The organism is Pseudomonas sp. LRP2-20 (genome assembly GCF_024349685.1).
Lineage (GTDB): Bacteria > Pseudomonadota > Gammaproteobacteria > Pseudomonadales > Pseudomonadaceae > Aquipseudomonas.
In genome coordinates, this window is sequence record NZ_AP025944.1 from 4,461,276 (window position 1) to 4,486,595 (window position 25,320).

At 62.3% G+C, this 25,320-nt stretch carries 20 protein-coding genes and 5 tRNA genes; 13 read left to right on the top strand and 12 right to left on the bottom strand.

The genetic code is table 11. From position 1 onward, the window contains the following. Positions 1–55: 55 nt before the first annotated feature. From OCX61_RS19990 to OCX61_RS20025, 8 genes are all read left to right on the top strand, one after another. The gene (locus OCX61_RS19990; protein ID WP_261941055.1) at positions 56–2,503 is read left to right on the top strand and encodes an acyl-CoA dehydrogenase; all 2,448 of its coding nucleotides are present in this window, start codon (positions 56–58) and stop codon (positions 2,501–2,503) included. An 80-nt stretch (positions 2,504–2,583) separates the two neighbouring features. Further along, positions 2,584–2,994, top strand: coding sequence for a PA2817 family protein (locus tag OCX61_RS19995; protein ID WP_261941056.1), 411 nt, complete (start codon positions 2,584–2,586; stop codon positions 2,992–2,994). Positions 2,995–3,349: 355 nt separating this feature from the next. Beyond that, complete coding sequence (locus OCX61_RS20000; protein ID WP_261941057.1) at positions 3,350–3,946, top strand: FHA domain-containing protein; 597 nt, start codon at positions 3,350–3,352, stop codon at positions 3,944–3,946. A gap of 117 nt (positions 3,947–4,063) precedes the next feature. Beyond that, complete coding sequence (locus tag OCX61_RS20005) at positions 4,064–6,238, top strand: type VI secretion system Vgr family protein (RefSeq protein WP_261941058.1); 2,175 nt, start codon at positions 4,064–4,066, stop codon at positions 6,236–6,238. Continuing rightward, positions 6,235–7,158 carry a DUF4123 domain-containing protein gene (locus OCX61_RS20010; RefSeq protein WP_409261769.1) on the top strand — a complete coding sequence of 308 codons (924 nt, stop codon included), beginning with the start codon at positions 6,235–6,237 and terminating at the stop codon, positions 7,156–7,158. The genes OCX61_RS20005 and OCX61_RS20010 overlap by 4 nt, the downstream gene beginning before the upstream one ends. Continuing rightward, entirely contained in the window at positions 7,151–10,141 is a 2,991-nt protein-coding gene (locus OCX61_RS20015) for a T6SS effector BTH_I2691 family protein (RefSeq protein WP_261941060.1), read from the top strand. The genes OCX61_RS20010 and OCX61_RS20015 overlap by 8 nt, the downstream gene beginning before the upstream one ends. 2 nt (positions 10,142–10,143) lie before the next feature. Beyond that, entirely contained in the window at positions 10,144–11,037 is an 894-nt protein-coding gene (locus OCX61_RS20020; protein WP_261941061.1) for a DUF6708 domain-containing protein, read from the top strand. Further along, complete coding sequence (locus tag OCX61_RS20025; protein WP_261941062.1) at positions 11,034–11,291, top strand: PAAR domain-containing protein; 258 nt, start codon at positions 11,034–11,036, stop codon at positions 11,289–11,291. The genes OCX61_RS20020 and OCX61_RS20025 overlap by 4 nt, the downstream gene beginning before the upstream one ends. Positions 11,292–11,350: 59 nt before the next feature. Here the strand turns inward: OCX61_RS20025 and OCX61_RS20030 are convergent. The 5 genes from OCX61_RS20030 to OCX61_RS20050 all read right to left on the bottom strand — a co-directional run bounded on the left by OCX61_RS20030 (position 11,351) and on the right by OCX61_RS20050 (position 11,911). Beyond that, positions 11,351–11,426, bottom strand: a tRNA-Gly gene (locus OCX61_RS20030). Between the two features lie 85 nt (positions 11,427–11,511). Continuing rightward, positions 11,512–11,587: transfer RNA gene (locus tag OCX61_RS20035), tRNA-Gly, on the bottom strand. A 3-nt stretch (positions 11,588–11,590) separates the two neighbouring features. Further along, positions 11,591–11,666 (bottom strand) — tRNA-Glu (locus OCX61_RS20040). A gap of 89 nt (positions 11,667–11,755) precedes the next feature. Continuing rightward, positions 11,756–11,831 (bottom strand) — tRNA-Gly (locus OCX61_RS20045). A 4-nt stretch (positions 11,832–11,835) separates the two neighbouring features. Beyond that, a tRNA-Glu gene (locus OCX61_RS20050) sits at positions 11,836–11,911 on the bottom strand. 337 nt (positions 11,912–12,248) lie between these two features. On the opposite strand from OCX61_RS20050, the gene OCX61_RS20055 reads away from it, so the two are divergent. After that, positions 12,249–13,016 carry a hypothetical protein gene (locus tag OCX61_RS20055; protein WP_261941063.1) on the top strand — a complete coding sequence of 256 codons (768 nt, stop codon included), beginning with the start codon at positions 12,249–12,251 and terminating at the stop codon, positions 13,014–13,016. Positions 13,017–13,126: 110 nt separating this feature from the next. On the opposite strand, the gene msrC is transcribed toward OCX61_RS20055, so the two are convergent. Then, the gene (gene msrC / locus OCX61_RS20060; protein WP_261941064.1) at positions 13,127–13,609 is read right to left on the bottom strand and encodes a free L-methionine (R)-S-oxide reductase MsrC; all 483 of its coding nucleotides are present in this window, start codon (positions 13,607–13,609) and stop codon (positions 13,127–13,129) included. 2 nt (positions 13,610–13,611) lie between these two features. After that, a complete protein-coding gene (locus OCX61_RS20065) occupies positions 13,612–14,499 on the bottom strand; it encodes an ATP-binding protein (protein WP_261941065.1) in 888 nt (295 codons plus the stop codon). 200 nt (positions 14,500–14,699) lie between these two features. On the opposite strand from OCX61_RS20065, the gene OCX61_RS20070 reads away from it, so the two are divergent. Then, positions 14,700–17,054, top strand: coding sequence for a hybrid sensor histidine kinase/response regulator (locus OCX61_RS20070; protein WP_261941066.1), 2,355 nt, complete (start codon positions 14,700–14,702; stop codon positions 17,052–17,054). Here OCX61_RS20070 and OCX61_RS20075 read toward each other — a convergent pair. Together OCX61_RS20075 and msrB are read right to left on the bottom strand one after the other, a co-directional pair. Further along, on the bottom strand, positions 17,044–17,532 hold the full coding sequence (locus OCX61_RS20075) for a glutathione peroxidase (RefSeq protein ID WP_261941067.1): 489 nt from the start codon (positions 17,530–17,532) through the stop codon (positions 17,044–17,046). The genes OCX61_RS20070 and OCX61_RS20075 overlap by 11 nt on opposite strands. A gap of 2 nt (positions 17,533–17,534) precedes the next feature. Continuing rightward, positions 17,535–17,936 carry a peptide-methionine (R)-S-oxide reductase MsrB gene (msrB, locus tag OCX61_RS20080; RefSeq protein WP_261941068.1) on the bottom strand — a complete coding sequence of 134 codons (402 nt, stop codon included), beginning with the start codon at positions 17,934–17,936 and terminating at the stop codon, positions 17,535–17,537. A gap of 168 nt (positions 17,937–18,104) precedes the next feature. Between msrB and OCX61_RS20085 the strand changes: the two genes are divergently transcribed. Further along, positions 18,105–19,316 (top strand): pyridoxal phosphate-dependent aminotransferase, encoded by a 1,212-nt coding sequence (locus tag OCX61_RS20085; RefSeq protein ID WP_012313392.1) that lies wholly within the window; start codon positions 18,105–18,107, stop codon positions 19,314–19,316. Between the two features lie 448 nt (positions 19,317–19,764). After that, positions 19,765–20,652, top strand: a complete 888-nt coding sequence (htpX, locus tag OCX61_RS20090; RefSeq protein ID WP_023661073.1) for a protease HtpX — start codon at positions 19,765–19,767, stop codon at positions 20,650–20,652. Positions 20,653–20,707: 55 nt separating this feature from the next. Here the strand turns inward: htpX and OCX61_RS20095 are convergent, their stop codons facing one another. Further along, positions 20,708–21,355 carry a thiopurine S-methyltransferase gene (locus tag OCX61_RS20095; protein ID WP_261944343.1) on the bottom strand — a complete coding sequence of 216 codons (648 nt, stop codon included), beginning with the start codon at positions 21,353–21,355 and terminating at the stop codon, positions 20,708–20,710. 102 nt (positions 21,356–21,457) lie between these two features. Between OCX61_RS20095 and OCX61_RS20100 the strand changes: the two genes are divergently transcribed. Next, a complete protein-coding gene (locus OCX61_RS20100) occupies positions 21,458–22,225 on the top strand; it encodes a DODA-type extradiol aromatic ring-opening family dioxygenase (RefSeq protein WP_261941069.1) in 768 nt (255 codons plus the stop codon). Between the two features lie 200 nt (positions 22,226–22,425). Here OCX61_RS20100 and OCX61_RS20105 read toward each other — a convergent pair whose 3' ends face one another. Together OCX61_RS20105 and OCX61_RS20110 are read right to left on the bottom strand one after the other, a co-directional pair. Then, positions 22,426–24,114: a DEAD/DEAH box helicase gene (locus tag OCX61_RS20105; protein ID WP_510177795.1), complete on the bottom strand. Its 1,689-nt coding sequence runs from the start codon at positions 24,112–24,114 to the stop codon at positions 22,426–22,428. Positions 24,115–24,543: 429 nt separating this feature from the next. Then, positions 24,544–25,299, bottom strand: coding sequence for a spermidine synthase (locus OCX61_RS20110; protein ID WP_261941070.1), 756 nt, complete (start codon positions 25,297–25,299; stop codon positions 24,544–24,546). Between the last annotated feature and the right edge of the window lie 21 nt (positions 25,300–25,320).

Below are 25,320 nucleotides of genomic sequence, written 5' to 3' on the forward strand. Positions count from 1 at the left end.
TTGCGTCTAAGCTGTCTGGGACGGCTCAAGCCCTTGGTTCCAAGGAGGACCGATTATGTTGCTGTTGTGGTTGGTGGCGCTGGTGATCGGCGCGGCGTATCTCACGCACCGGCGCCTCGCGCCCTTGCAGATTCTCGGCATCATGGCGGCCTACGTGTTGCTGATGGGCATTTTCAGCAGTGCCCCCGGCTGGTTGCTGACCCTGATCTGGATCGTGCTGGCGCTGAAAATCGCTCTGGTGGCGCTGCCGGACTGGCGCCGCAAGGTGTTCACCGGCCCGGTGTTCACGTGGTTCCAGCGCACCCTGCCACCCATGTCGCAAACCGAGCGCGAAGCGATCGACGCGGGTACCGTGTGGTGGGACGGCGAGCTGTTCAGCGGTCGCCCCGACTGGCGCACCCTGCTCAGTTACCCGGCCCCCAGACTGACCGAGGAAGAACAAGCCTTCATCGATGGCCCGACCGAAGCACTCTGCGCCATGGTCAGCGACTGGCAGATCGGCCAGGACCTCGACCTGCCACCCGCAGCCTGGGCGCATATCAAGCAGAACGGCTTCTTCGCCCTGATCATCCCCAAGGAATATGGCGGCAAAGGTTTCTCTGCCTACGCGCACTCCCAGGTGGCGATGAAGCTCGCCACCCGCAGTGGCGACCTGGCCTCCACGGTGATGGTGCCCAACTCCCTCGGCCCGGCCGAACTCCTGCTGCATTACGGCACCGACGAACAACGCAACCACTACCTCCCCCGCCTTGCCCGCGGCGAGGAAATCCCCTGCTTCGCCCTCACCGGCCCACTGGCAGGCTCCGATGCTGGCGCCATGCCTGACACCGGCGTCGTCTGCAAAGGCCAATGGCACGGCGAAGAAGTGATCGGCCTGCGCCTGAACTGGGAAAAGCGCTATATCACCTTGGGCCCGGTAGCGACGCTGCTTGGTCTCGCATTCAAGGCTTACGATCCTGAACACCTGCTCGGCGAGCAGGAAGAGCTGGGCATCAGCCTTGCGCTGATCCCAACCGACACCCCCGGCGTCGAGATCGGCAAGCGTCACCTCCCCCTGGGCGCCGCGTTCATGAACGGCCCCAACAGCGGCAAGGACGTGTTCGTGCCGTTGAGCTTCCTGATCGGCGGCCAGGCCATGCTCGGCAAGGGTTGGATGATGCTGATGAACTGCCTGTCGGTAGGCCGCTCGATCTCCCTGCCTGCCGTCGGCACCGGCGCCGCCAAGTACACCAGCCTGGTCACCGGCCAGTACGCCAACATCCGCGAACAGTTCAACGTGCCGCTGGCGGCCTTCGAAGGCATCCAGGAATCACTGGCACGCATCGGCGGCAACGCCTGGCTGATGGACAGCGCCCGCCTGCTGACCGCCAAGGCCGTGGACCTGGGCGAAAAACCCTCGGTACTGTCGGCAATCCTCAAGTACCACCTCACCGAGCGTGGCCGCGAATGCATCCAGCACGCCATGGACGTACACGGTGGCAAGGGCATCATCATGGGCCCGAACAATTACCTGGGGCGCAACTGGCAAGGCGCGCCGATCTTCATCACCGTCGAAGGGGCGAACATTCTCTCGCGCAACCTGATGATCTTTGGCCAGGGTGCCATTCGCTGCCACCCATTCGTGCTCAAGGAGATGGCCCTGGCCGGGCGTGAAGACCGCGATCAGGCACTGAGGGAGTTCGACGACCTGTTGATGAAGCACATCATGTTCGCTGCCGGCAACGCGGCCAGCACCCTGGTGTTCAACCTGGGGCTGGGGCGCCTGGAGAACGTGCCAGGTGACGCCTTGAGCCAAGGCTACTTCCGGGCTCTCAACCGCCAAGCTGCGGCATTCGCCCTGCTGGCCGACCTGTCGATGATGCTGCTGGGTGGCGCGCTCAAGCGCCGCGAACGCCTGAGCGCACGGCTGGGTGATGTGCTGAGCTACCTGTACTTGTCCAGCGCTGCCCTCAAGCGCTATCACGACCTCGGTTCGCCGGAACACATGCAACCGCTGCTTCGCTGGGCCATGGAGGAATCCCTCGGCCAGGCGGAAAAGGCCCTGGACCGTCTACTGGACAACTTTCCCAACCGTTTTGTCGGCTGCGCGCTGCGGGCCCTGGTGTTTCCATTCGGCCGCCGTCATACCGGGCCGAGCGACGAGCTTGACGCCGAGATCGCCGCACTGATTGGCCGCCGTAAAGGTGACCCGGCGCTCGAGGAGCTGCTCGCGGGCTGCTTCAGGCCCCAGGCAGAGGGCGACCCGGTGGCGGCGCTGCAACGGGCCAGCGAGCTGCTGGACGAGGCAGCACCTGTGCACAAGGCACTGCACCAAGCGATCAAAGATGGCAAGGTACGCCCGGCAGCGGGCCAGTCGACCATCGATGCCGCCGTCGAGAGCAGTGTACTGCAGCCCGGTGAAGCGCAGCGCCTGCACGCGGCGGAACAGGCCCGCAGGGCGGTGATCGACGTCGACGCGTTCGACAAGGAGCAGTTGTTCACGCAACCCGGCAAGGTCCGCTGATGCACAGGGGCCGCTTTGCGGCCCCTTCCTCATCCCGCGTATACTCCGCCCCCGTTTCAACCACCCCGAGGACCGCCCCCATGGCCAACCCCCACCTGGAATATCACCTGCAACTGCTCAACCACCTGCGCACCATCCTGGTGGCGCTGGGCGAAGCGGATCAGGTACCGGAGGAAAGCCACGCCCTGTTCCTCGAACGCTTCGACGAACTGCTGACCCTGCTGCCGCAGGACCCGCTGGAGAGCCAGTACCTGGGCCAGGACCTGATCTGCCAGGTGATCCAGCGCTACCCGCAGATTGCCCACCTGGTGCCGCGCGACCTGCTGTGGTTCTTTGCCGGCGACTGCCTGCACTTCATGCCTGACGAAGAACTGGCGCTGTATCAGCAACTGGAAGAACGCCGCTACGAAGCCGAGCAACAGGGCGAGCCCTTCGACTGGCATATGGAAAAACAGCTGTTGAGCGCGCAAGGCCCGGCCAGCACGCACTGATTCCCCCCTGCATTTAAGTTGCGATGAAATACTCGCAACTCCATCAAAGTAATAAACCCTACACAACTAAGCGAAACTTCCTACAAATACGCTTAGCACACTTACAGCCCTCCCCCACAAGCCCAAATTCAGACGAGTGCGCCTGATGCACGACTCACACCCATATACAAATACTTTTTTACACATCTTTGCTCGACGCACGACTACGCTTCCCCTCATGTTTTAAGGGGCACCTGCCAACCAACCAGGCCATGAAAAGACCAAGGAAAACACCTACCTACTTAAACCCGCATTAAACAAACTATAAACACCAAGCCTGGCGGGGAGTACGAAAGCGACAAGGAGTTGAATACGTATGTCAAACACCACGGACATTGATTCCATCCGTACGATCACCCTGAACATTACCAATCCGGAGCGCTTGCAGCTCGGCTGCATCGCGCGCCGCCAGTTCGATCGAAGGGGCGGCACGATTGGTAGCGAAGCCGCGTGCTGGCAGCTTGTCGATGTTGATCATCAGGTTGCCCCTGTTCACTGTGAGATCCGCTGGGTCGAGGGCCGGTTCTGCATCATCGACTACAGCAACAGAACCTTCATGAACGACGATCACCGGAGCCTTGACCTCGGTACACCCAGGGTGCTGCTGGAAGGCGATCGGTTTCAGGTCGGCCGCTACCAAATCCAGGTCAACTTCCAGGACGACCGGGCCGGCAACGCGCCACTGGATGAACTTCTGGCTACGCGGCGAAACTCGATTGACGCCTTGCTCGCCGAAATGCCGGTACATACAGATCAACCGCACGGCCTGAACACCAAGCCCATCGCAGATATCCATGCCCTGTTAACTTCAGAAACAAGGCACGACCCGTTAAAGGCACTGGACGCGTTATCGCAATCGCAGGAAGACCCATTACAGCACTTGATAGCAAATGCCCCCAGTAAACCGGCTTGAAGCCACTGCCTCTCAATAAATCGGAATACTCGCACGCTGTTTCACCTCATCGTTTCGAGTGACGCGCCACGCCCGTGCGCGTTGTCAGGCTTTTTCACGTGAAGAAAAGGATCTCTGATGTTCAGGCAATCCGATCTGCGTTTCAGTTTTGAGCTCTTCGTGGGCAACATCGAATTTGAAGTGGTGTCGTTCACCTTCAAGGAAGGGATAAGCCAACCGTTCGAACTGGACCTGACACTGATCAGCTACGAGAACGACGTCGACTTCGGCCATCTGCTCGACAAACCGGTACTGTTCACCGTCTACCACGCTGAACGCCCGGTGCGTTATGTCCATGGCCTGGTCAGCCGCTTCAGCCAGGGCAAAAGCGGCTTCTACCGCACCTATTACCACGCCTGCGTCGAACCCCAACTGGCCCGTGCCGCCCTGCGTTCGAACTGGCGCATCTTCCAGCATAAGACCGTGCCGCAGATCCTTGAGCTGATGCTCAAGCGACAGGGCATTCTCCAGTACGCGTTCGATATCAGCTTCGCCGAGCGTCATCAGGTGCGGGAATTCTGTGTCCAGGCCGGTGAAACCGACCTGGACTTCATCGCCCGCCTCGCCGCCGAAGAAGGCATCGTCTACAGCTTCGAGCACACGCCCAAGCACCATAAGCTGCTGATGACCGACCGCCTGCTGGCGCTGGGCCTGATCGGGCGCGGTGCGATCAGGCCCGAAGATGACGACGAAGGCTTCGCAGATGGCGATGAGCCATTTGATCCCAACACCGTGCTGTACCACTCCAACGGCGGTGGTGACCCAGCCACACCCTGCCTGCGCCGCCTGCACTACACCGAGCAGGTGCGCACGGCGCGGCAGGTGCAACGCGATTACACCTTCACCAACCCGGCATACCGCCAGGAGCATACGGCCCACGCGCCCCAACTGGCGCACCAGAGCAGCGACTACGAACGTTTCGACTACCCGGGCCGCTACAAGCGCGATGCCGCGGGTAAACCCTTCACCGAAACCCGGCTCATGGGCCTGCGCCACGATGCGCGGCTTGCCGAAGTCGACGGCGATGACATCCGCCTGCAGGCAGGCCGCGCGTTCACCCTCACCGGCCACCCACGTGACGACTTCAATGTGCTCTGGCGGGTGATCCAGGTCACCCACGAGGGTTCGCAATTTACCAGCCTGCAAGAAGAAGCGGCGGACGCCGAACGCGGCACGCACTACACGCAAACCGCCACCCTGGTGCCCGGCATGGCCGAATGGCGGCCGAAACCGCTGCCCAAGCCACGCATCGACGGCCCGCACATGGCCACCGTGGTCGGCCCACGCAACGAAGAGATCTATTGCGACGAGTGGGGCCGCGTGAAGGTCAGCTTCCCGTGGGACCGGGAAAGCCGCGACAACGAATTCAGCTCCTGCTGGGTGCGGGTCTCTCAGGGCTGGGCCGGCGGCAGTTGGGGCGCGATGGCCATCCCGCGCATCGGCCAGGACGTGATCATCCAGTACGTCAATGCCGACCCTGACCAGCCGATGATCACCGGGCGCACCTATTGCGGCAATCAGCTACCGCCGTATGACCTGCCCGAACACAAGACGCGCATGACCATCAAGAGCCAGACCCACAAAGGCGATGGATTCAACGAACTGCGTTTCGAGGACGAGTTGGGGCGCCAGGAGGTGTTCATCCATGCCGAACGGGACCAGAACAATATCGTCAAGCACGACGAGAGCACCCAGGTCGGCAATGACCGCACCGAGCAGGTCGGCCACAACGAAAGCGTCAGCATCGGCCACGACCGCAGCGAAAACGTCGGCAACGACGAGCGGGTCGTCATCGGGCAAGACGCCGTTCTCCAGGTCGGCCGCAACCAGTCGATCCAGGTGGCCAAGGACCGCGTTGAAAGCATCGGCAATCATCGCCTCGACCAGATCACCGCGAATCACCACGCCCGTATCGGCGGCAACCTGGAACAGCAGGTCGAAGGGCACGCCGGGCTGGAGGCAAAAGTGGCCATCCGCCGGCGCACCCGGCGCTACGAACTGCGCGCAGCCGACGCCCTGATCCTTCAGGGCCCGGGGGGCTCGATCCGCATCGACGAATCCGGGATCACCCTGGACAGCCCGACCCTGCGCATCAATGGCGAACTGCTCAAATCCGCCGGCGGCGCCAGCCACCCTTTTTCCATCACCCATGCGCCCGTCACCGGCAAGCCGCTGGAACGCCAGTGCGGGCGCCGCCCCGATGGCACCTGCGCCCTGCAGGACTGCCGTTGCCTACGAGGACCCGGCCAATGAACGCACAGCCATCGCATCCCCGCCCCGGGCCGTTTTTTGCGCGAGGCTGCCGCTATCTACTGCTCATGACCCGCACGCTCGAGGGCTGGAGCTACCGACCCGTACCGCAGTATGGCGAGGTGTTGCCGGCCTTTGCGCCTTCGGTAATGGACCTTGTCCGAGAGGTCAGCCAGCACACTCGCCATGCCTGGGTTTGGCAGGGCAGCGCCCTGGACGAGGAACACGAGTTCGGCCCGCTGCTGGTCGATGTGTCGCAAGCACCTGAGCTGCTTGCCCATGCCATTTCAACCTGGATGCCGGTCGGCGGTGCCATTGCGCTGGACGCCGACGCCGACCTCCCAATCTTGGCCGAGCACTTTGCCAGCCTGGTGCAGGTGATCCTCCCGGACCAGGGTGCCGCCACCTTCGAGATCACACCAGACAATCTTGCCGCCTGGCTGGACGCGCTGGATGACGACTATCGCCGCACCTGGCTGGGGCCCGTCTCATCACTGGCATGGCGCGTGAACCATGGCCCAGCCCATGAGTGGAAGACGCTTGAAAACACCCCCACGATCGCCCGTTCGCGATCAGAGCCAGCGCTAACGCTTTACCAGCCCGAACTGGACCGCCTGCAAGCAGGCCTGCATGAGCATTTCGTCCTGTCGTTGGCCCACGAGGTGTCGGGCATGCCAGCTTTTGCCAGCCAGACCTTGGCGGCTACCCGTGAGTGGGTTGAAGGACTGCTGCCGCAGCTGCATGCCATCCATTTCCGCGACGAGGAGGTCGCTGGCCAACTCCTTCGGCTGATGGCCAGGCACATGTGGCTGATGAGCGATAAACCGGCTTCGAAAATCTACAACAACCTCGATGAATCGCCCCAGCAGCGGCTTCGCGACCTGCTGTCACTGGTACAGAGCAAGGAGCCCTGCGATGACTAGCGCCTACATCAGCCAAGCCACGTCCGCCCCCGCCTGCAGCGCCCGCATCCCCATCCTGCCAGTACGCTACGCCATCGTCCCACGTTCCGCCGAGACCCCCGACTACCGCTACGCCGATGCCGGTTTCAACCTCGCGCAAGACTTCCCGGCCCTGCACCACTCCAGCTATACCTTGCGCGCCCTGCGCCCGGGTTACGTCTACGTGTTCATGAAAGGTCCCCGCGGCGAAAAGCTGTCCATTCATGAGTACAACGGCCAAGGCCTGTACAAGGAACTGCGCTACCGCTGCCTGGAGCACTACCACCGGCGTGACTGCTTCCAGGGCAGCCGGGCCATGGGCTGGGTCTGGGCCGATACCTGCCAGGACACTGCCAGGGAAGTGTGGATCGCCTACAGCCCGCACCTGTGGACCAACGCCACCACCGCCCGCATCACCGGCTCGCTCAGCCAGCGTCAACGCCACATGCGCCGGCTGGACATGGCCGAGCTCATCAATGGCAACCCGGCCCCCTCCAGCCAGCCCCACGTGCTGTTGGTCAGCGCCCTGGCCAGCTGGGTCGAGGACTACAAGCCCGCCGACCAGCGCATGCCGCTGAGCTGGAGCAGCCATGCCTTCGACGGCAGCTTGCCCATCGGCAACCTCGTCGGCGTGGCCCGCCATTACCCCGGTGCCCAGCCGAAAGTCCCGGTGGTGGTCGCCCTCGCCGACGCCGAAGGCATGGCCCTGGACCTCAGCCTGACGGTCTCGGCCTACCAGCACCAGCTGCGCGACCTGATGCCCAACGAGCCCCTGCCCCACCTCAAGCCCGTCGAAGGTCCCGAGCACAGCCGCGTCCCGGCCTGCTTTCGCCTGGATGCCGAGCAGCTCAGCCGCAGGAGCCGCGACTTTCACCACCGCAACCTGGTGGCCATGCTCCTGGACAAGACCCTGCATAGCCTGTACCCGGCGGATGCCGACAACCCGCAACTGGCCACCTTCCGCCTGGGGCTCAAACGTACCGGCCCCGCCCTGTCCCCGGCCAGCGCACGTTACCTGACCCTCACCCACCCGGATTACTCCCCCCAGGGCGCACGCCTGGGGCAGCGCATCGATAGCGACAAGTATTTGCAGTTCCTGGCCGAGCGCGACGAACTGGAGGAGCGCATCAGCGCCCGGCGCTTGTTGGCCCTGCAGGCCAGCGACGACCACGACACCTGGCTGGCCAGTGCCGAAGCCCCGCACCTGGACGACCCTGACAGCCTGGCCGCCGCCCTGGCCTGCTATGACCGCGACGAACGCAGTTCGGCCTACGGCCTGGAAGTCGCCCTGGCACTGCTGATCCACCCGATGAGCCAGCCGACACCCGGGCTCGAAGACCTGGACCCACGCTTCAAGCGCCTGGAGCAGTGGCTGGACCAGCACGACAGCCCGCTGTACGACGCCCTGGCACCGTTCAACCCATTCAAGGACAAGGCGGACTCGGTCGGCACCCTGCTCGGTGGTGGCGACAACGTGATCGAAGGCCTGGCCGGGCGCTTCCCGGCCATTGCCGGCATCACTGACCTCACCGCCCAATCGGTGCATGCCGTGGTGCTCAAGCGCATGCGCGGGCAGACCCGCTGGGATGCCAGCCACAGCCTGCGCCAGCAGGTGCTGGCGGCAGCGCAGGAGGGCAATGCCGAGAAGGCGCTGGGGCTGCTGGGCGCGCGGTACAAGGTTACCGATCAGGCGATTCGGGAGAATCCGTTCAGTCAGGAGGTGGAGCGGTATCTGAAGCAGGGGATGGCGCAGGTTCAAGAGATGAAGGAACTGCGCATCTCCGGGAGCAGGACGGTGACGCTGGAGCTGACGACGACGGCGCGGGCCAAGCCGAGTTTTCTCGGGCTGCTGACCTCCGGCGGCGGGGGTGGTTTGAACGCCGGGATGCTCTGGTTCAACGTGATCTCACTACAGAATGCCTACCACAGTTTGCAAAGGAGCAATGCGCCGGAATACACGACCGGGTTTGCGGCATCGATTTTCGGGGTGATCGGCGCGGCGGCAGCGACCTTGGTCAGTGTGCGGGCGACGCAGAAGGCGTTGGTGTTGAGATTGAGCAGCACGTTGCCGGGGATGGCGTTTGGTAATGGGCTGATCAAGTTTATGGGAAGTAACTTATTTGCCAGGCTTTCTGGTTACCCCGCAATAATTATGAGTTTACTTTCAGATATAGCGAAATATAGACGACAGAAAGAACAGGGGGATCCTACATCTGCTCAGCTCACACTCTATGGGGGTGGTGCTGTTGCCGCAGGCGCCGTCCTCACCCTTGAGGGCAGCCTAGCAATTGCGGGAGCGACTTTAGTAATTCCTTTTGCCGGTTGGGCTGCCGCAGCTATTGTATTAGTAGGAGCGACCATATTAGCAGGAGGCTTATATCTCCATGCGAAGGCAAGCGAGAGGATACATAGCCCGTTAGAACTCTGGGTAAGCAGAAGCATATTCGGCACTCGCCTTAATGACGGAGAAAACCGAGTCAACTTAAAGCTAGATCACAACAAAAAACTTCCTGGCTTCCAGAGCTTAAAGGAAGAAGTCAAAGCCTGGTATGACACGTACTACTCCCCCATTCTCATCTCCTCTGAAGAAGCAAAAGCATTAGGATTCGAAAACCTAGATAGCAAATGGACTGACAATAGCTACTGGTCTCTCCCAAACTGGACTTCCATCACCCACAACGAGGTTGATAGCACTCCACCCACAGTAGAGTTCACGGTGCTTTTGAAAGGCTTCGTACTAGGACAAAGCCAGTGGAGCGCCACTATATTTAGAAGTCAGAATGGCGATCATATATCAACACTTTCAGACAACCCTATTTGCCATGAAGTCTCTGGCGGCTTGATACTTAATTTCAAGATCACGCCACCTTACCACGCAGACATCACACTAAGCATTTCCTACCAACCAGGTTCTGGCCTAGATGGTGAAGCGGTTATTCAATCACTATTTTCCCTATCGAGATAATTATGGCTATTTTATGGCTGTTCACGCCTCACACCAAAACTCAATACCGTGCTTACATCACCGACCAGCTTGCGAGCATTGATACGCATATTTTATCCTTGCGAAACCCTTGGGTATCGGACTCCGTATTCATGGGAAAGCTTTACACCGCCATGCTCGCAACACTTGCCCTATTTACCTACCCTGAAATCCTGGACAACGAATATCGTCCACTGATAATTTCAGACGCCCATTCAATAGCCATATATATATTTACACCATTCATTTTCTCACCCTTTCTAGCTTATCGGATTTACTACATAAAAAACCTCTCACAAATATACTTCAATCGCTCTACCAAAAAAATCCTCTACCAACGCGGCAAGAAACTTATCGTATTCGACTGGAACAACATCGCTGGCGGGCTCTTCAAACGCACCGAATTCGGCGGTTCATCCTTCAGCACCAGCTACGCCCTTGCCTTCGCCCCCTACCGAGCCGACGGCACGCTCCATCAAAAAGACTGCCTCTGGACAGACAGCAACGAACCCACCGAATCCGACCTCAAACACGTCGCCGAAGTCTGGGAATACCTGCGCCATTTCATGGACCACGGCCCCGACAAGCTCCCCCCGCCCGGCCCACCCAACTGGTGGCACAAACCGCTCCATGCCATCTGCCTGACCCCGGCCGAAGCCTGGCGTCACTACGCGCCCTGGCGAACCGGCGAGCCCGGTGAAATGCAGGGCAAGAAGAACTGGCAACTGCCGTTCTGGTTCGTGCTGTTCCCCTACAACCTCACGGTCGCCCTCTGCTGGTATGTCATCTGCCGGCTGTTCAACGTTCGTGCAGCGCCCGCACCACCAGAAGCCTTTGAGGAACGCCCCATTCAACCCAACAAAAGGAAGCGCAAATGAAAGCCGTCATACTCGTAGGTGATCTGCATGTCTGCCCCCTCCACGGCGAAGGCACCGTGGAAACCGGCTCAAGCTCGACACTCGTCAACGGCAGGGCCATCGCGCGGGTGGGCGACAGGGTCAGCTGTGGTGCAATCATCGAAACCGGCGCCGCCTGCACGATGATCGAGGGCCAGCCGGCCGCCAGGGACGGTGATAGCACCAGCCACGGCGGCACCCTGGTGGCAGGCGCCCCGGGCTGGCAGATTGGCTGAGTGCGGTTTTCGGCAGACGAAAAAAAACGCCACCTCGTAAGAGATGGCGTTTTTCGATTTGGAGCGGGAAACGAGACTCGAACTCGCGACCCCGACCTTGGCAAGGTCGTGCTCTACCAACTGAGCTATTCCCGCAATTTGAAGCTTTACAACTCTCGGCGTGAAGCGCCATTACGACCTTCACCACCACTGCACCGCATAGACGCCACAGTATTTAAACTGGAGCGGGAAACGAGACTCGAACTCGCGACCCCGACCTTGGCAAGGTCGTGCTCTACCAACTGAGCTATTCCCGCATTTGGCGTCCCCTAGGGGACTCGAACCCCTGTTACCGCCGTGAAAGGGCGGTGTCCTAGGCCACTAGACGAAGGGGACACACAACACTTTTCAGTGCACCAGAACAGAACCTCACGATTCAGCCTGGATTTTCTTTTCCTGCCTCGCCGAAGCGTTGCCGGATAAACTGGAGCGGGAAACGAGACTCGAACTCGCGACCCCGACCTTGGCAAGGTCGTGCTCTACCAACTGAGCTATTCCCGCAATTTGGCGTCCCCTAGGGGACTCGAACCCCTGTTACCGCCGTGAAAGGGCGGTGTCCTAGGCCACTAGACGAAGGGGACACGCTGCTGGCATTACTGCCTGCTTTCACTCCCTGCCGCGTTTCGCTGTGTGCTTTACGCTGCAAGTGGCGCGCATTCTATGGAGGCTTCGAACAGGCGTCAACCCCTTTCTATAAATTTATTTAAATCAATGACTTCGGTACCTATAGAAGGCGCCGCCAGGGCATGCCGAAGGATTGGCGTTGATTTTCTGACACAGTCGTCGCAAAGTGCCATCACTCGAGGAATGCGGCAGTCAGCCGACAAAGTGCAACAAGGCTACCGCGCTGGTCCCTTCGCGGCAGCGGCCGCTGGCACTACACTCTATTAAGCAAAACTTCTTGATGAGGCGTTAACGGTGACACCACTTCTGATCACTCTGCTCATCGTGGCGGGTATCGCGTTGCTGATCGTGATCGGCTACCTCAACAACGTGGTCGAAAACAGCAAGCTCGAACGTGCGCGACTGAAGATCGACCTGGCCGACCGGGTCCGCCGTTGTGGCGAAATCACCGAGACCTTCCCCGGCCAGTTCATGACCCCGGCGCTGAAACTGGTGCTGGCCCGCCTGGAGCTGAACCTCAACCAGCGGCGCCTGGCGCTGGACAAGCACAGCAGCGAACTCAAGGCGCGCATCGCCGAACTCGAGGGGCTGATCGCCCAGGGCGAAAGGATCCCGGTGAACAACCCGCCCAGCCCGATCCAGACCGAGGTCAAGGCCAAGGATGTGCGATTCCTGCTCGAAGCGCTGCACACCCAGATCGTCAAGGCCACCCAGGAAAACGTCCTGCAGAACACTGAGGGCAAGCACTGGGTCAAGGAGATCCGCCACATCCTGGTGCTGCTGCATATCGAGTTCTTCAACAACCTCGGCCAGCAGGCGCTGCAGCAAGAACAGCCGGGCCAGGCGCGGCTGGCTTTCGAGCGCGGCGTGCAGTACCTGCGCAAGCAGCCGGAGCCAAAAGTGTATGAAGAGCAGCTGACGTACCTGGAGAAACTGCTGGCCCGGGCCAATGCCCAGGTGCTGGACAAGATGGAGCCGGCGGAGAACGAACAGAACGAACTGACCCAGGGGCTCAAGACCGATGAGGACGAGACCTGGAAAAAGCGGGTGATCTACGACTGACCCTGAAGCCTGTACCGGCCTCATCGCGGCCAAAGCCGCTCCCACAGTGAATGCACAGTCCTGTAGGAGCGGCTTTTAGCCGCGAAGAGGCCATTACAGGCTGAACCACATTAGCAGTCGGTCAACTCCAGGAAGATCGCTGCCAACCTTTCCAGCCCCACCTGATCCGCCTCACTGAAGCGCGCCAGTTTCGGGCTGTCGAGGTCCAGCACACCAATCAACCGCCCTGCCTTCACCAGCGGAATCACCAGCTCGCTGTTCGACGCGCTGTCACATGCAATATGCCCCGGGAACGCATGCACATCCTCGACCCGCTGGGTCTGCCGGGTGGCCGCCGCCGCGCCGCACACGCCCTTGCTGAACGGAATGCGCACGCAGGCCACCTGGCCCTGGAACGGGCCGAGCACCAGCTCTTCGTTGCGGTTGAGGTAGAAGCCCGCCCAGTTCAGGTCGTCCACCTGGTTGTAGAGAAACGCCGAAAACTGCGCGGCGTTGGCGATGAAGTCGCGTTCGTCGGCAAACAGCGCCTGCACTTGCGCCGCCAGCAGGTTGTAGCCGTCGAGGCCAGCGCCACTGGCATTGAGGTCGATCATGTTTACTTTTGCTCCAGCAATTGCAGCCCGACCCAGTAGCGGGCGAACTGATAGGCACAACGGCCATTACGGTTGCCGCGGCCGGTGGCCCAGCGCACGGCGAGGATGTCGAGTTCTTCGGTACGCTGCCAGGCCAGGCCGGCGGGGCGTGCCAACTGGCCGATCCAGTGCTCGACCACGTCGAGGAAATGCTCCTGGGTGAACGGGTAGAACGACAGCCACAAGCCAAAACGGTCCGACAAGGCAATCTTGTCTTCCACCGCTTCGCTGGGGTGCAGTTCACCGTCGACACGCTTCCAGTTCTCGTTGTCGCTTTCCTTCTCCGGCACCAGGTGGCGGCGGTTGGAAGTGGCGTACAGCAGCACGTTGTCTGGCGCCTGTTCGAGCGAGCCATCGAGCACGCTCTTGAGCACGCGGTAATCACCCTCCCCGGCTTCGAACGACAGGTCGTCGCAGAACAGGATGAAGCGTTGCGGCAGCTTTTGCAGCTGCTCGACGACACGTGGCAGGTCGGCCAGGTGGTCGCGCTCGATTTCGATCAGGCGCAGCCCGGCACCTGCATGCTCGGCCAGCAGGGCGCGCACCAGCGAAGATTTGCCGGTGCCACGCGAGCCCCACAGCAAGGCGTGGTTGGCCGGTAAGCCGTTGATGAACTGGTGGGTGTTGCGGCCCAGCTGATCACGTTGCCTGTCGACCCCGATCAGGTCGGTCAGGCGGATGTCCAGGCTGACTTCCAGGGGCATCAGGTAGCCTGTGCGGCCATCGCGTTGCCAGCGCGCAGCCAGGGTGGTGGCCCAGTCGATGTCCGGGCGTGGTGCCGGCAACAGGGGTTCGAGACGTGCCAGCACCGATTCGGCGCGGTCCAGGAAAGCAATCAAGCGAGCGTCCATCAGGGCTCCTGCAAATTCAGATTCGGGGCTGCTGTGCCGGCCTCTTCGCGGCTGAAGCCGCTCCTACAGGAACACCACAGGCCTCAAGGGCAGTGATAAACCTGTGGGAGCGGCTTCAGCCGCGAAGAGGCCGGCACAGCCAGTAGAACAATCAAGGCTGAATGTGTGACAGACCCACCAGCAGCCGGGGCTGTTCGGCTATGCTTGCGCAGCGCAAGGGACGTGAAACCGGCTCGGGACCCATGGATATCAAGTTCACCAATCGCCTGTCATACAAGCAAGCCCGGTTGACAGTCCTGGTCGGCTTCATCCTGGGAACATTGCTCAGTCTCATCCAGATCGGCATCGATTATGCCAGCGAAGACGCATCCATCAACCGCGAAGTGCAGGCGTTGTTGCAGATCAGCCACAATCCGGCCTCGCGCATCGCCTACAACATCGACTCGGAGCTGGCGCTGGAGCTGACCCGAGGCCTGCTGGAGTCGCCGGCGGTGATCCGTGCACGGCTGATCGACAACAACGAGACCGTGCTGGCCGATGTCGAGCGCCCGCGCCTGCAGGACCGCTACCGGCCACTGAGCGATTTCCTGTTCGGCGAGAAGCGCCAGTTCAAGGAACGCCTGTACCTGACCCACATGCCCGAGGAATACCTCGGCACGTTGTACCTGGATGTCGACACCTACGCCTTCGGCGGGCGCTTCCTCGACCGTGCCGGGGTCACCCTGCTCAACGGCTTTGCCCGCAGCCTGGTGCTCACCGGCATTCTCCTGGCGCTGTTCTACATGATGCTGACCAAGCCCTTGGTGACGGTGATCGGCGCCCTCACCGGCCGCGACCCGCGCCAACCCGGGCAAACCCGGGTGGATTGCCCGCCCGGCCACGAACTCGACGAGATCGGCGTACTGGTCAAGGTCGCCAATCAGCAGTTCGTCAGCATGGCCACCGAGATCCAGCAGCGGCGCACCGCGGAAAACCGCCTGACCCAGTACCTCAACGAACTGGAAGACATCGTCTCGGCCCGCACCGAAGAGCTCAAGGCCAGCAACAGCCGCCTCAGCCAGTCCAACCAGGAGCTGGAAGAGGCGCGCCAGCGCGCCCTCGACATGGCCCAGGCGCGCGCCGCCTTCCTGGCCAACATGAGCCACGAGATCCGCACCCCGCTCAACGGCATGCTCGGCATGATCGCCCTGGCCCTGGACAGCCCGCTGGCCGGCGAACAGCGCCAGCAACTGTCGATCGCCCATGACTCGGGCAAGGTGCTGGTGGAATTGCTCAACGATATTCTCGACCTGTCCAAGTTCGATGCCGGGCAGCTGGAACTGGAGCGCATCCCCTTCGACATGGGTGCCATGGTCGAGGACACCGCCAACCTGCTGTCGCAGAACGCCGCGCAAAGCGTCGAGCTGACCTGCCTGATCGCCGGCGACTTCCCCAGTTCAGTGCTCGGCGACCCCACGCGGGTGCGCCAGGTGGTCAGCAACCTGCTGTCCAACGCCCTCAAGTTCACCCGCTTCGGCCGCGTCGACGTGCGCCTGACGCGCATTGTCGGTGGCGTGCGCCTGGAAGTGCGCGATACCGGCATCGGCATCCCCGAAGCGGCCCAGGCGCGGATCTTCCAGCCCTTCACCCAGGCGGGCGCCGGCATCACCCGCCAATACGGTGGTACCGGGCTGGGCCTGGCCCTGACCCGCAACCTGTGCAAGGCCATGCAGGGCCACCTGCATATCCAGTCCGAGCCTGGCTTTGGCAGCCGCTTCAGCGCCGAACTGCCGTTGCCCACCCACACCGAGGCCGTTGCGCCGCCAGCCCTGCAGGGCAAGGTCCTCGCCCTCAGCGACCCTGGCAGCGGCCTCAGCGAACTGCTGCAGGGCCTGTTACCCGCCTGGGGGCTCGACTACCAACGCCATGACAGCAGCGCTGCATTCGGCCATGACATCGACCTGCTGATCACCGACGACCTGCAGCAACTGTTCCAGCTACGCCCTGCGCTGCAGGCGCCGATCCTGCTGGTGACGGCCTACGGCAATTTCCTGCCCGCCGAGCAATCGGCGCAACTGGCGCCGCTGCACCAGCTGGCCCGGCCACTGTCGCGCAATGCGCTGTACCAGACCCTGCGCCGGACCTTGCAGGGGCATGCCCCTGAGCACCCGCTGGCCACCCCGCTGCTCACGACCAGCGAGGGCCGCGCGCGCATCCTGCTGGTGGAGGACAACCCGGTGAACCAGCTGGTGGCCAAGGGCATGCTGGCCAAGCTCGGCTGCCAGGTGCAGGTCGCCACCCAGGGCGTCGAGGCCCTGGAATGGCTGGAGCGGGAAGACTTCGACCTGGTGCTGATGGACTGCAACATGCCGGTGATGGATGGCTACGAGGCCAGCCGGCGCATTCGCCAGAGCGGGCGCTGGCCAGAACTGCCGATCGTCGCCCTGACCGCCAACGCCATGCCCGAGGAGCGCGAGCGTTGCCGCGCGGCGGGCATGAACGACTACCTGGCCAAGCCGTTCCGCCGCGAGGAACTGCTGGCGCTGATCGACCACTGGGTACCGCTCAGCGGCTGAGCAGGCGCTCGATGTCGGCTTCCAGTGCCTGGGGCTTGGTGCTCGGCGCGTAACGGCTGACCTTGCCGCTGGCCGGGTCCACCAGGAACTTGGTGAAGTTCCACTTGATCTTCTGCGTGCCGAACAGGCCCGGGGCGCGTTGCTTGAGTGCGACGAACAGCGGATGGGCGCCTGGGCCATTGACCTCGATCTTGCGAAACAGCGGAAAGCTCACGCCGAAATTGGCTTCGCAGAACTGCGCGATTTCCCGTGCATCGCCCGGTTCCTGCTTGCCGAACTGGTTGCACGGGAAGCCCAGCACCACCAGGCCACGCGTGCGGTAGTCCCGCCACAGCTGCTCCAGGCCCTGGTACTGCGGGGTGAAGCCACACTGGCTGGCGGTGTTGACCACCAGCAGCGCCTTGCCAGCAAAGTCGCCGAGCGTTTTCTGCTCGCCGCCCAGGGTCACGCAGGGGATATCCAGCATCGATCCGGCCATTTTCAGGCTCCGTCGCGGGGTTTGAAGTCCAGGCACACCGAGTTGATGCAGTAGCGCAGGCCTGTCGGTGGCGGGCCGTCGGGGAACACATGGCCCAGGTGCGCATCGCACTGGGCACAGGTGACCTCGGTGCGGATCATGCCGTGGGAGGTGTCACGGATCTCGATCATCGCGCTTTCTTCGATCGGCGCGTAGAAGCTCGGCCAGCCGCAACCGGCATCGAACTTGGTCTGCGAGTCGAACAGCGGCAGGCCACAGCAGATGCAATGGTAGACGCCGGCGCGGCGCTCGCTGTTGTACTTGCCGCTGAACGGCCGTTCGGTGCCCTTGAGGCGGCACACCTGATACTGCTCAGGGTCGAGCATGGCGCGCCATTCTTCCAGTGTCTTGTCGATCTTTTGCATAAGTGAACCTCGGCAGGCTGAATTTCACCTCGCGCCGTCTTTTCCGTAACGCGGGTGGCACGTATATTAGTTGGCTTCGTGTGCAAGGCCTCAAGTCTGGCACCCGCGCCTCGCCCTTTCAAACCTTTCGACGGCGGCGCGCCGCGTATTCTCAATCGGGATCACATCATGCAGTTCAGCAAATCGAACAAGCTCGCCAATGTCTGCTACGACATTCGCGGCCCGGTGCTCAAGCACGCCAAACGCCTGGAAGAGGAAGGCCACCGCATCCTCAAGCTGAACATTGGCAACCCGGCGCCGTTTGGCTTCGAAGCGCCAGACGAAATCCTCCAGGATGTGATCCGCAACCTGCCCACCGCCCAGGGCTACAGCGACTCCAAGGGCCTGTTCAGCGCACGCAAGGCGGTGATGCAGTACTGCCAGCAAAAGGAAATCGAGGGCGTCACCATCGAGGACATCTACCTCGGCAACGGCGTGTCCGAGCTGATCGTGATGTCGATGCAGGCGCTGCTCAACAACGGCGACGAAGTGCTGATCCCGGCCCCCGACTACCCGCTGTGGACCGCCGCCGTGAGCCTGGCCGGTGGCAAGCCGGTGCATTACCTGTGCGACGAGCAGGCCGACTGGTTCCCGGACCTTGAGGACATCAAGGCCAAGATCACCCCGAACACCAAGGCCCTGGTGATCATCAACCCGAACAACCCGACCGGTGCGGTGTATTCGAAAGAGCTGCTGCTGGGCATGCTGGAACTGGCGCGCCAGCACAACCTGGTGGTGTTCTCCGACGAGATCTACGACAAGATCCTCTACGACGAAGCCGTGCACATCAGCACCGCGTCGCTGGCCCCGGACCTGCTGTGCCTGACCTTCAACGGCCTGTCCAAGTCGTACCGGGTCGCGGGCTTCCGTTCCGGCTGGCTGATCATCTCCGGGCCCAAGCACCACGCCCAGAGCTACATCGAAGGCATCGACATGCTGGCCAACATGCGCCTGTGCGCCAACGTGCCGGCCCAGCATGCTATCCAGACCGCGCTGGGCGGCTACCAGAGCATCAACGACCTGGTACTGCCGCCGGGCCGCCTGCTGGAACAGCGCAACCGCACCTACGAGCTGCTCAACGACATCCCGGGCGTCAGCTGCGTGAAGCCGATGGGCGCGCTGTATGCCTTCCCGAGGATCGACCCGAAGGTCTGCCCGATCCTCAACGACGAGAAGTTCGCCCTCGACCTGCTGTTGTCGGAGAAACTGCTGATCGTTCAGGGCACCGCGTTCAACTGGCCGTGGCCGGACCACTTCCGCGTGGTGACCTTGCCGCGGGTGGATGACCTGGAAGCGGCGATTGGCCGGATTGGCAATTTCCTGCGGACCTATTCGCAGTAAGGTTCGCCGGGAGATTTGTGGTGTTGGCGAGATCGAGCGCCGCCCGCGCGGCGCATCGCGAGCTGCGCTCGCTCCTACGTTTGTTTCGGGCCAATTATTCCTGGGGGATTTGCGCGCGGACGCTTTGGCACTTGGCGCGGTATCGCTCCGCCTGAACCAGGCGGTCGCGCGCGCCTGCTACAGGCGTTACTGGCCCGAAACAAACGTAGGAGCGAGCGCAGCTCGCGATGCGCCGCGCGGGCGGCGCTCGATCTCCCAGACCCCGCAAACCTCAAGGCATGCACCGTTTCTTACATCCTGCAACGCTCTGTCTCACAGCCCCCACGCCATCCTCTGCCATACTCCGCCGTACACAGTTTGAAATAGTCGCCCGATTGAATCGCTGCGGCCGGGACCTTATATACCCCGCAGTAAGCAACAACTCATCCGTCAGGAGAACGTAACAACCATGATGCGCATTCTGTTGTTTGTAGCCACCAACCTCGCGGTGGTGCTGGTTGCAAGCATTACCCTGAGCCTGTTCGGCTTCAACGGGTTCATGGCCGCCAACGGGGTTGACCTCAACCTCAGCAGCCTGCTGGTCTTCTGCGCCGTGTTCGGCTTTGCCGGCTCCCTGGTCTCGCTGTTCATCTCCAAGTGGATGGCGAAGATGACCACCGGCACCCAGATCATCAGCCAGCCGCGCACCCGCCACGAGCAGTGGCTGCTGCAAACGGTCGAGGAGCTGTCCCGCGAAGCCGGCATCAAGATGCCCGAAGTGGGTATCTTCCCGGCCTACGAGGCGAACGCCTTCGCCACCGGCTGGAACCGCAACGACGCGCTGGTAGCTGTGTCCCAGGGCCTGCTGGAGCGTTTCTCGCCTGATGAAGTGCGTGCCGTGCTGGCCCACGAGATCGGCCACGTGGCCAACGGTGACATGGTCACCCTGGCGCTGGTGCAGGGCGTGGTGAACACCTTCGTGATGTTCTTCGCCCGCATCATCGGCAACTTCGTCGACAAGGTGATCTTCAAGAACGAAGAAGGCCAGGGCATCGCCTACTACGTGGCGACCATCGTCGCCGAGCTGATCCTCGGCATCCTCGCCAGCATGATCGTCATGTGGTTCTCGCGCCGCCGCGAGTACCGTGCCGACGAAGCCGGCGCGCAACTGGCCGGTACCGCCGCGATGATCGGCGCCCTGCAGCGCCTGCGCGTGGAGCAAGGCCTGCCGGTGCACATGCCCGACACCCTGAAGGCCTTCGGTATCAATGGCGGCCTCAAGCACGGCCTGGCCGGACTGCTGATGAGCCACCCGCCACTGGAAGACCGCATCGAGGCCCTGCGCCGCCGCGGTTGATCCACGGGACACTGGCAATAGAAAAGGGCGACTTCGGTTGCCCTTTTGTTTTCGCTCAGAACTGTACGCGGTACACGCGTTCGACCAGGCTGTTCACTCCGGCTTGCTGAAACTTCGGGCTTTCCCCGATCACTTCCTGCGCCTCCAACGCCTCCACCTGCCAACCTACAAACCCACGCCGCACTTCATCATCCGCTACCGAAAACGGCGGCCCGGCCAGCAGTTCCTGCTGATAGTCCAGTGTCACCAGCAGCCCGGCACCTGGCGGCAATAGCTGTGAAAGCAAACGCATGTATTGCGCACGCATTTCAGGCGGCAGGGCAATGAGTGCGGCGCGATCATAAAGCGCCGCGCAATCGGCAATATCCTCCGCGCGCAAAGCAAAGAAATCACCACACCACAGCTGCACATCACCGCTGCACCAGACTTCGAAAGCGCCCTGCTGCGTCACTTTCGGCTCCAGCCCATGCTCACGGAAGAAAGCCTCCACCGCCCGCCGCGACAACTCTACCCCCAACACCCGGTACCCCTGCCCTGCCAGCCAGGCCAGGTCCAGGCTCTTGCCACAGAGTGGCACCAGCACACGACTGCCCGGCGCCAGCTGCAACTGCGGCCAATACTGTTGAAGATATGGGTTCACCTGCGACTGATGGAAACCAATCTGGTTGTCGGCCCACCGCTGCTGCCAAAACGCTGGCTCCATGATCACTCCCGATTTTTTGATAATTTTTCGGCAAAACTTGGTTTGGATTTCGATCAGTAGTTGATCGAAGATGATTGCATCTTAACCCTCAGGACCCCCGTCATGCTGCCCAGCCTGTTCATCTCCCACGGTTCCCCCATGCTCGCCCTGCAACCCGGCGCCAGCGGGCCGGCATTGGCCGGGCTGGCCAACGCCCTGCCCCGGCCAAAGGCGATCGTGGTGGTGTCGGCGCACTGGGAAAGCCGCGAGCTGCAGGTAACCGGCGCCTCGCAGCCAGAGACCTGGCACGACTTCTACGGTTTCCCGCCGGCACTGTACGCAGTGCAATACCCGGCGCCGGGCGAGCCAGCCCTGGCCAGCCAGGTCAGTGCACTGCTGAACGCCGCAGGCTTGCCGGCGCGCCTGGATGTGCAGCGGCCATTCGACCACGGCGCCTGGGTGCCGCTGTCATTGATGTACCCGGATGCGGGCATTGCGGTGATCCAGGTTTCCTTGCCCAGCCAGATGGGGCCTGCGCTGCAGATCAAGGTCGGCCAGGCACTGGCAGGGCTGCGCGCTGAAGGCGTTTTGCTGGTCGGTTCCGGCAGTATCACGCACAACCTGGGTGAACTGGACTGGCATGCCGGGCCCGATGTGATCGAACCCTGGGCGCTGGCGTTCCGGGATTGGGTGGTGGAGCGGCTGCAGGCAGATGACCAGGCCGCGCTGCTGGATTACCGCAAACAGGCGCCCTTTGCGGCGCGCAACCATCCCAGTGATGAGCACTTGCTGCCGCTGTTCTTTGCCCTGGGGGCCGGGGACAGGTTCGGGATCGTGCACCAGGGCTTCACCCTGGGGGCTTTGGGAATGGATATCTACCGGTTCGACTGAATGGCCGCTTCGCGGGCTCGCCCGCTTCCACAGGAACCTCACAGCTCTCAAGGCCTGTGAAGATCCTGTGGGAGCAACTGTCTTGCTCAATTTCCAGAATCTGGCGCGATCCCTGTGGGAGCGGGCTTGCCCGCGAAGAGGCCGGAACAGGCCAAAAAAAATCCCCGACCTAGGCCGGGGATTTTTTCATTGCATCAGGATCAATCTTCGCGGTAGCGGCGCAGCTTCAGCTGCTTACCGGCTACGCGAGTGTCCTTGAGCTTGGACAGCAGCTTCTCGAGGCCATCTTCCGGCAGCTCGATCAGGCTGAAGCTGTCGCGTACCTGGATACGGCCGATGGCGTCACGGGCCAGGCCACCTTCGTTGAGGATCGCACCCAGCAGGTTCTTGGCGGCGATACCGTCACGGGCACCCAGGGCGGTACGGCAACGCACACGGCCTTCGGCCAGCGGCATTGGCGCGCGACGCTCGCGGTCACCACGATCACCACGGTCGCTGCGCTCAGTGCGCTCACCACGTTCGGCACGCTCGCCACGCGGGGCGAAGCTCGGCACCAGCGGCTGCTCGCGCTCTACCGCGGCCAGGTCCAGTGCCTGGCCATTGGTGGCCTTGCGCAGCAGCGCCGAAGCCAACGCACGTGCACTGCAACCGAGGTCGGCGGTCAGGCGGTCGAACAGCTCGCCATGGGTGGCTTCTGCTTCGGCAACCAGCGGCGCCAGGCTCGAGGTCAGCTTCTTGATGCGGGCATCCAGTACAGCCTGGGCGTTCGGCAGGCGGGCTTCGGCAACCTTCTGCCCGGTCACGCGCTCGATCACCTGCAGCATGCGGCGCTCACGCGGGGTGACCAGCAGCAGTGCACGGCCATCACGACCGGCACGGCCGGTACGGCCGATGCGGTGCACGTAGGATTCCGGGTCGTACGGCATGTCGACGTTGAACACGTGAGTGATGCGCGGTACGTCCAGACCACGGGCAGCGACGTCGGTGGCGACGACGATGTCCAGGCGGCCATCCTTCAGCGAGTCGATCACACGCTCACGCTGGTTCTGGGCGATGTCACCGTTCAGCGCAGCAGCCTTGTAGCCCTTGGCTTCCAGCGCGGCGGCCAGGTCCAGGGTGGCTTGCTTGGTGCGCACGAAGGCGATCAGCGCGTCGAACTCTTCGACTTCCAGCAGACGCAGAACAGCCGGGATCTTCTGGTCGGCGTGGACCATCAGGTGGGCCTGCTCGATCGCGGTAACGGTCTGGGTCTTGCTCTGGATCTTGACGTGCTTGGGCTCACGCAGGTGACGTTCGGCGATCGAGCGGATCGACGACGGCAGGGTGGCGGAGAACAGTACGGTCTGGCGGCTGGCCGGGATGGCGTCGAAGATCACTTCGAGGTCGTCCATGAAGCCCAGCTTGAGCATTTCGTCGGCTTCGTCCAGTACCAGGTACTGCACGGTCGACAGGACTTTCTCGTCACGACGCAGGTGGTCGCAGAGACGGCCCGGGGTAGCGACGACGATTTGCGCGCCGTTGCGAATGGCACGCAGCTGCGGGCCCATCGGGGCGCCACCGTATACAGCCACCACATTAACGCCTGGCATCTGCTTGGCGTAGGTTTCGAAAGCGGTAGCTACTTGCAGCGCCAACTCACGGGTTGGCGCCAGGATCAGGGCTTGCGGTTCGCGCTTGCTCACATCGATCTTGTTGAGGATCGGCAGGGCGAAGGCAGCGGTCTTGCCGGTGCCAGTCTGCGCCTGGCCGATCATGTCGTGACCGGCGAGGATGATCGGGATCGATTGTTGCTGAATGGCGGACGGCTCTTCGTAGCCGGTCGCCAGAACGGCAGCAACAATGTTCGGATTAAGATCGAGAGCGGCGAAGCCGCCGGTTTCCTGGGTCATGGGTCTGCCTCTAAGTGCATCCGCAAAGACCCATGCTGCAAAGCTGCACATGCCTTGAAAGACCGGAACGGTCACCCAGGCAGCTTTGTCGGCGGGGATTTGCGAAAACGATTGAAAAAGAAAACTTTGGGAAGGTCCGCCTAGCGGACGTGCAGCCGAAGCTGGACTCGGAGGATTTGCACCACCTGATTTTGAGGCCCGCTAAAAGACCGGCGCGTACTATACCCGAATTAATGCCGGGTAGTGAGTAAATTTTTCTGGCTCTTCGGCCAGTATCGGGCCATCAACCCTGGCCGGCTGAATCGATTCCCGCCTGCAATCCGAGCCGCCCTTTTCGCGGGCAAGCCCGCTCCCACAACGACCGCATTGTTCCGAGCCTTGCGCGGTACCTGTGGGAGCGGGCTTGCCCGCGAAAAGGGCGAAGCGGTTTCAGGTGGCGGGCCGAATCTCGCGAATCAACCCTTCCAGGCTGTACCCCAGGCGCGGCGCCAACGCCTCGGCTCGCGCCCGCAGGCCGTCGAGGTCCAGTTGCTGCTCAAGGTCCGCCGGCACCAGCAGGATCACATTGCCCTCCTTCACCGGCAGCTCCCAGTAATGCCGGTGGTACAACCCGCGCAGCAGCGCCGCGCCCAGTGGCTTGCCATCGTCGTTGGCCCACTGGTTGATCACCAGCCAACCGCCCGGGTTCAGCTTCTTCTGGCAGTTTTCGAGGAAATTCCACGCCAGGTGCCCGACACCCGGCCCGTGGTCGGTGTAAAGGTCGACGAACAGCAGGTCGGTCTGCTCGGCCGAGGGCAGCAACTCCAGGGCGTCGCCGATGCGCACGTACAGACGCGGATCATCATCCAGGCCCAGGTACTCCATGGCCAGGCGCGGCACGTCCGCGCGCAGCTCGATGGCCTCGATGTCTTCCAGCGGCAGGAACTTCATGCACGCCTGGGTCAGGGTGCCGGCGCCCAGGCCGAGAAACAGCGCACTCTCCGGCAGCTCATGGCACAGTGCACCGACCAGCATGGCACGGGTGTAGTCATACTCCAGCCAGCTGGGGTCGGCGGTGAACACGCAGCTTTGCTCGATGGCATCGCCAAACTCGAGGAAGCGGTAATCCTCCACCTCGTACACGCTGACCACGCCAAAGGCATCCTCGACCCGGGCCAACAGCTTCTCTTCCCGCTCCGTCGCCATGTACCTGCCACCCACCCGCGC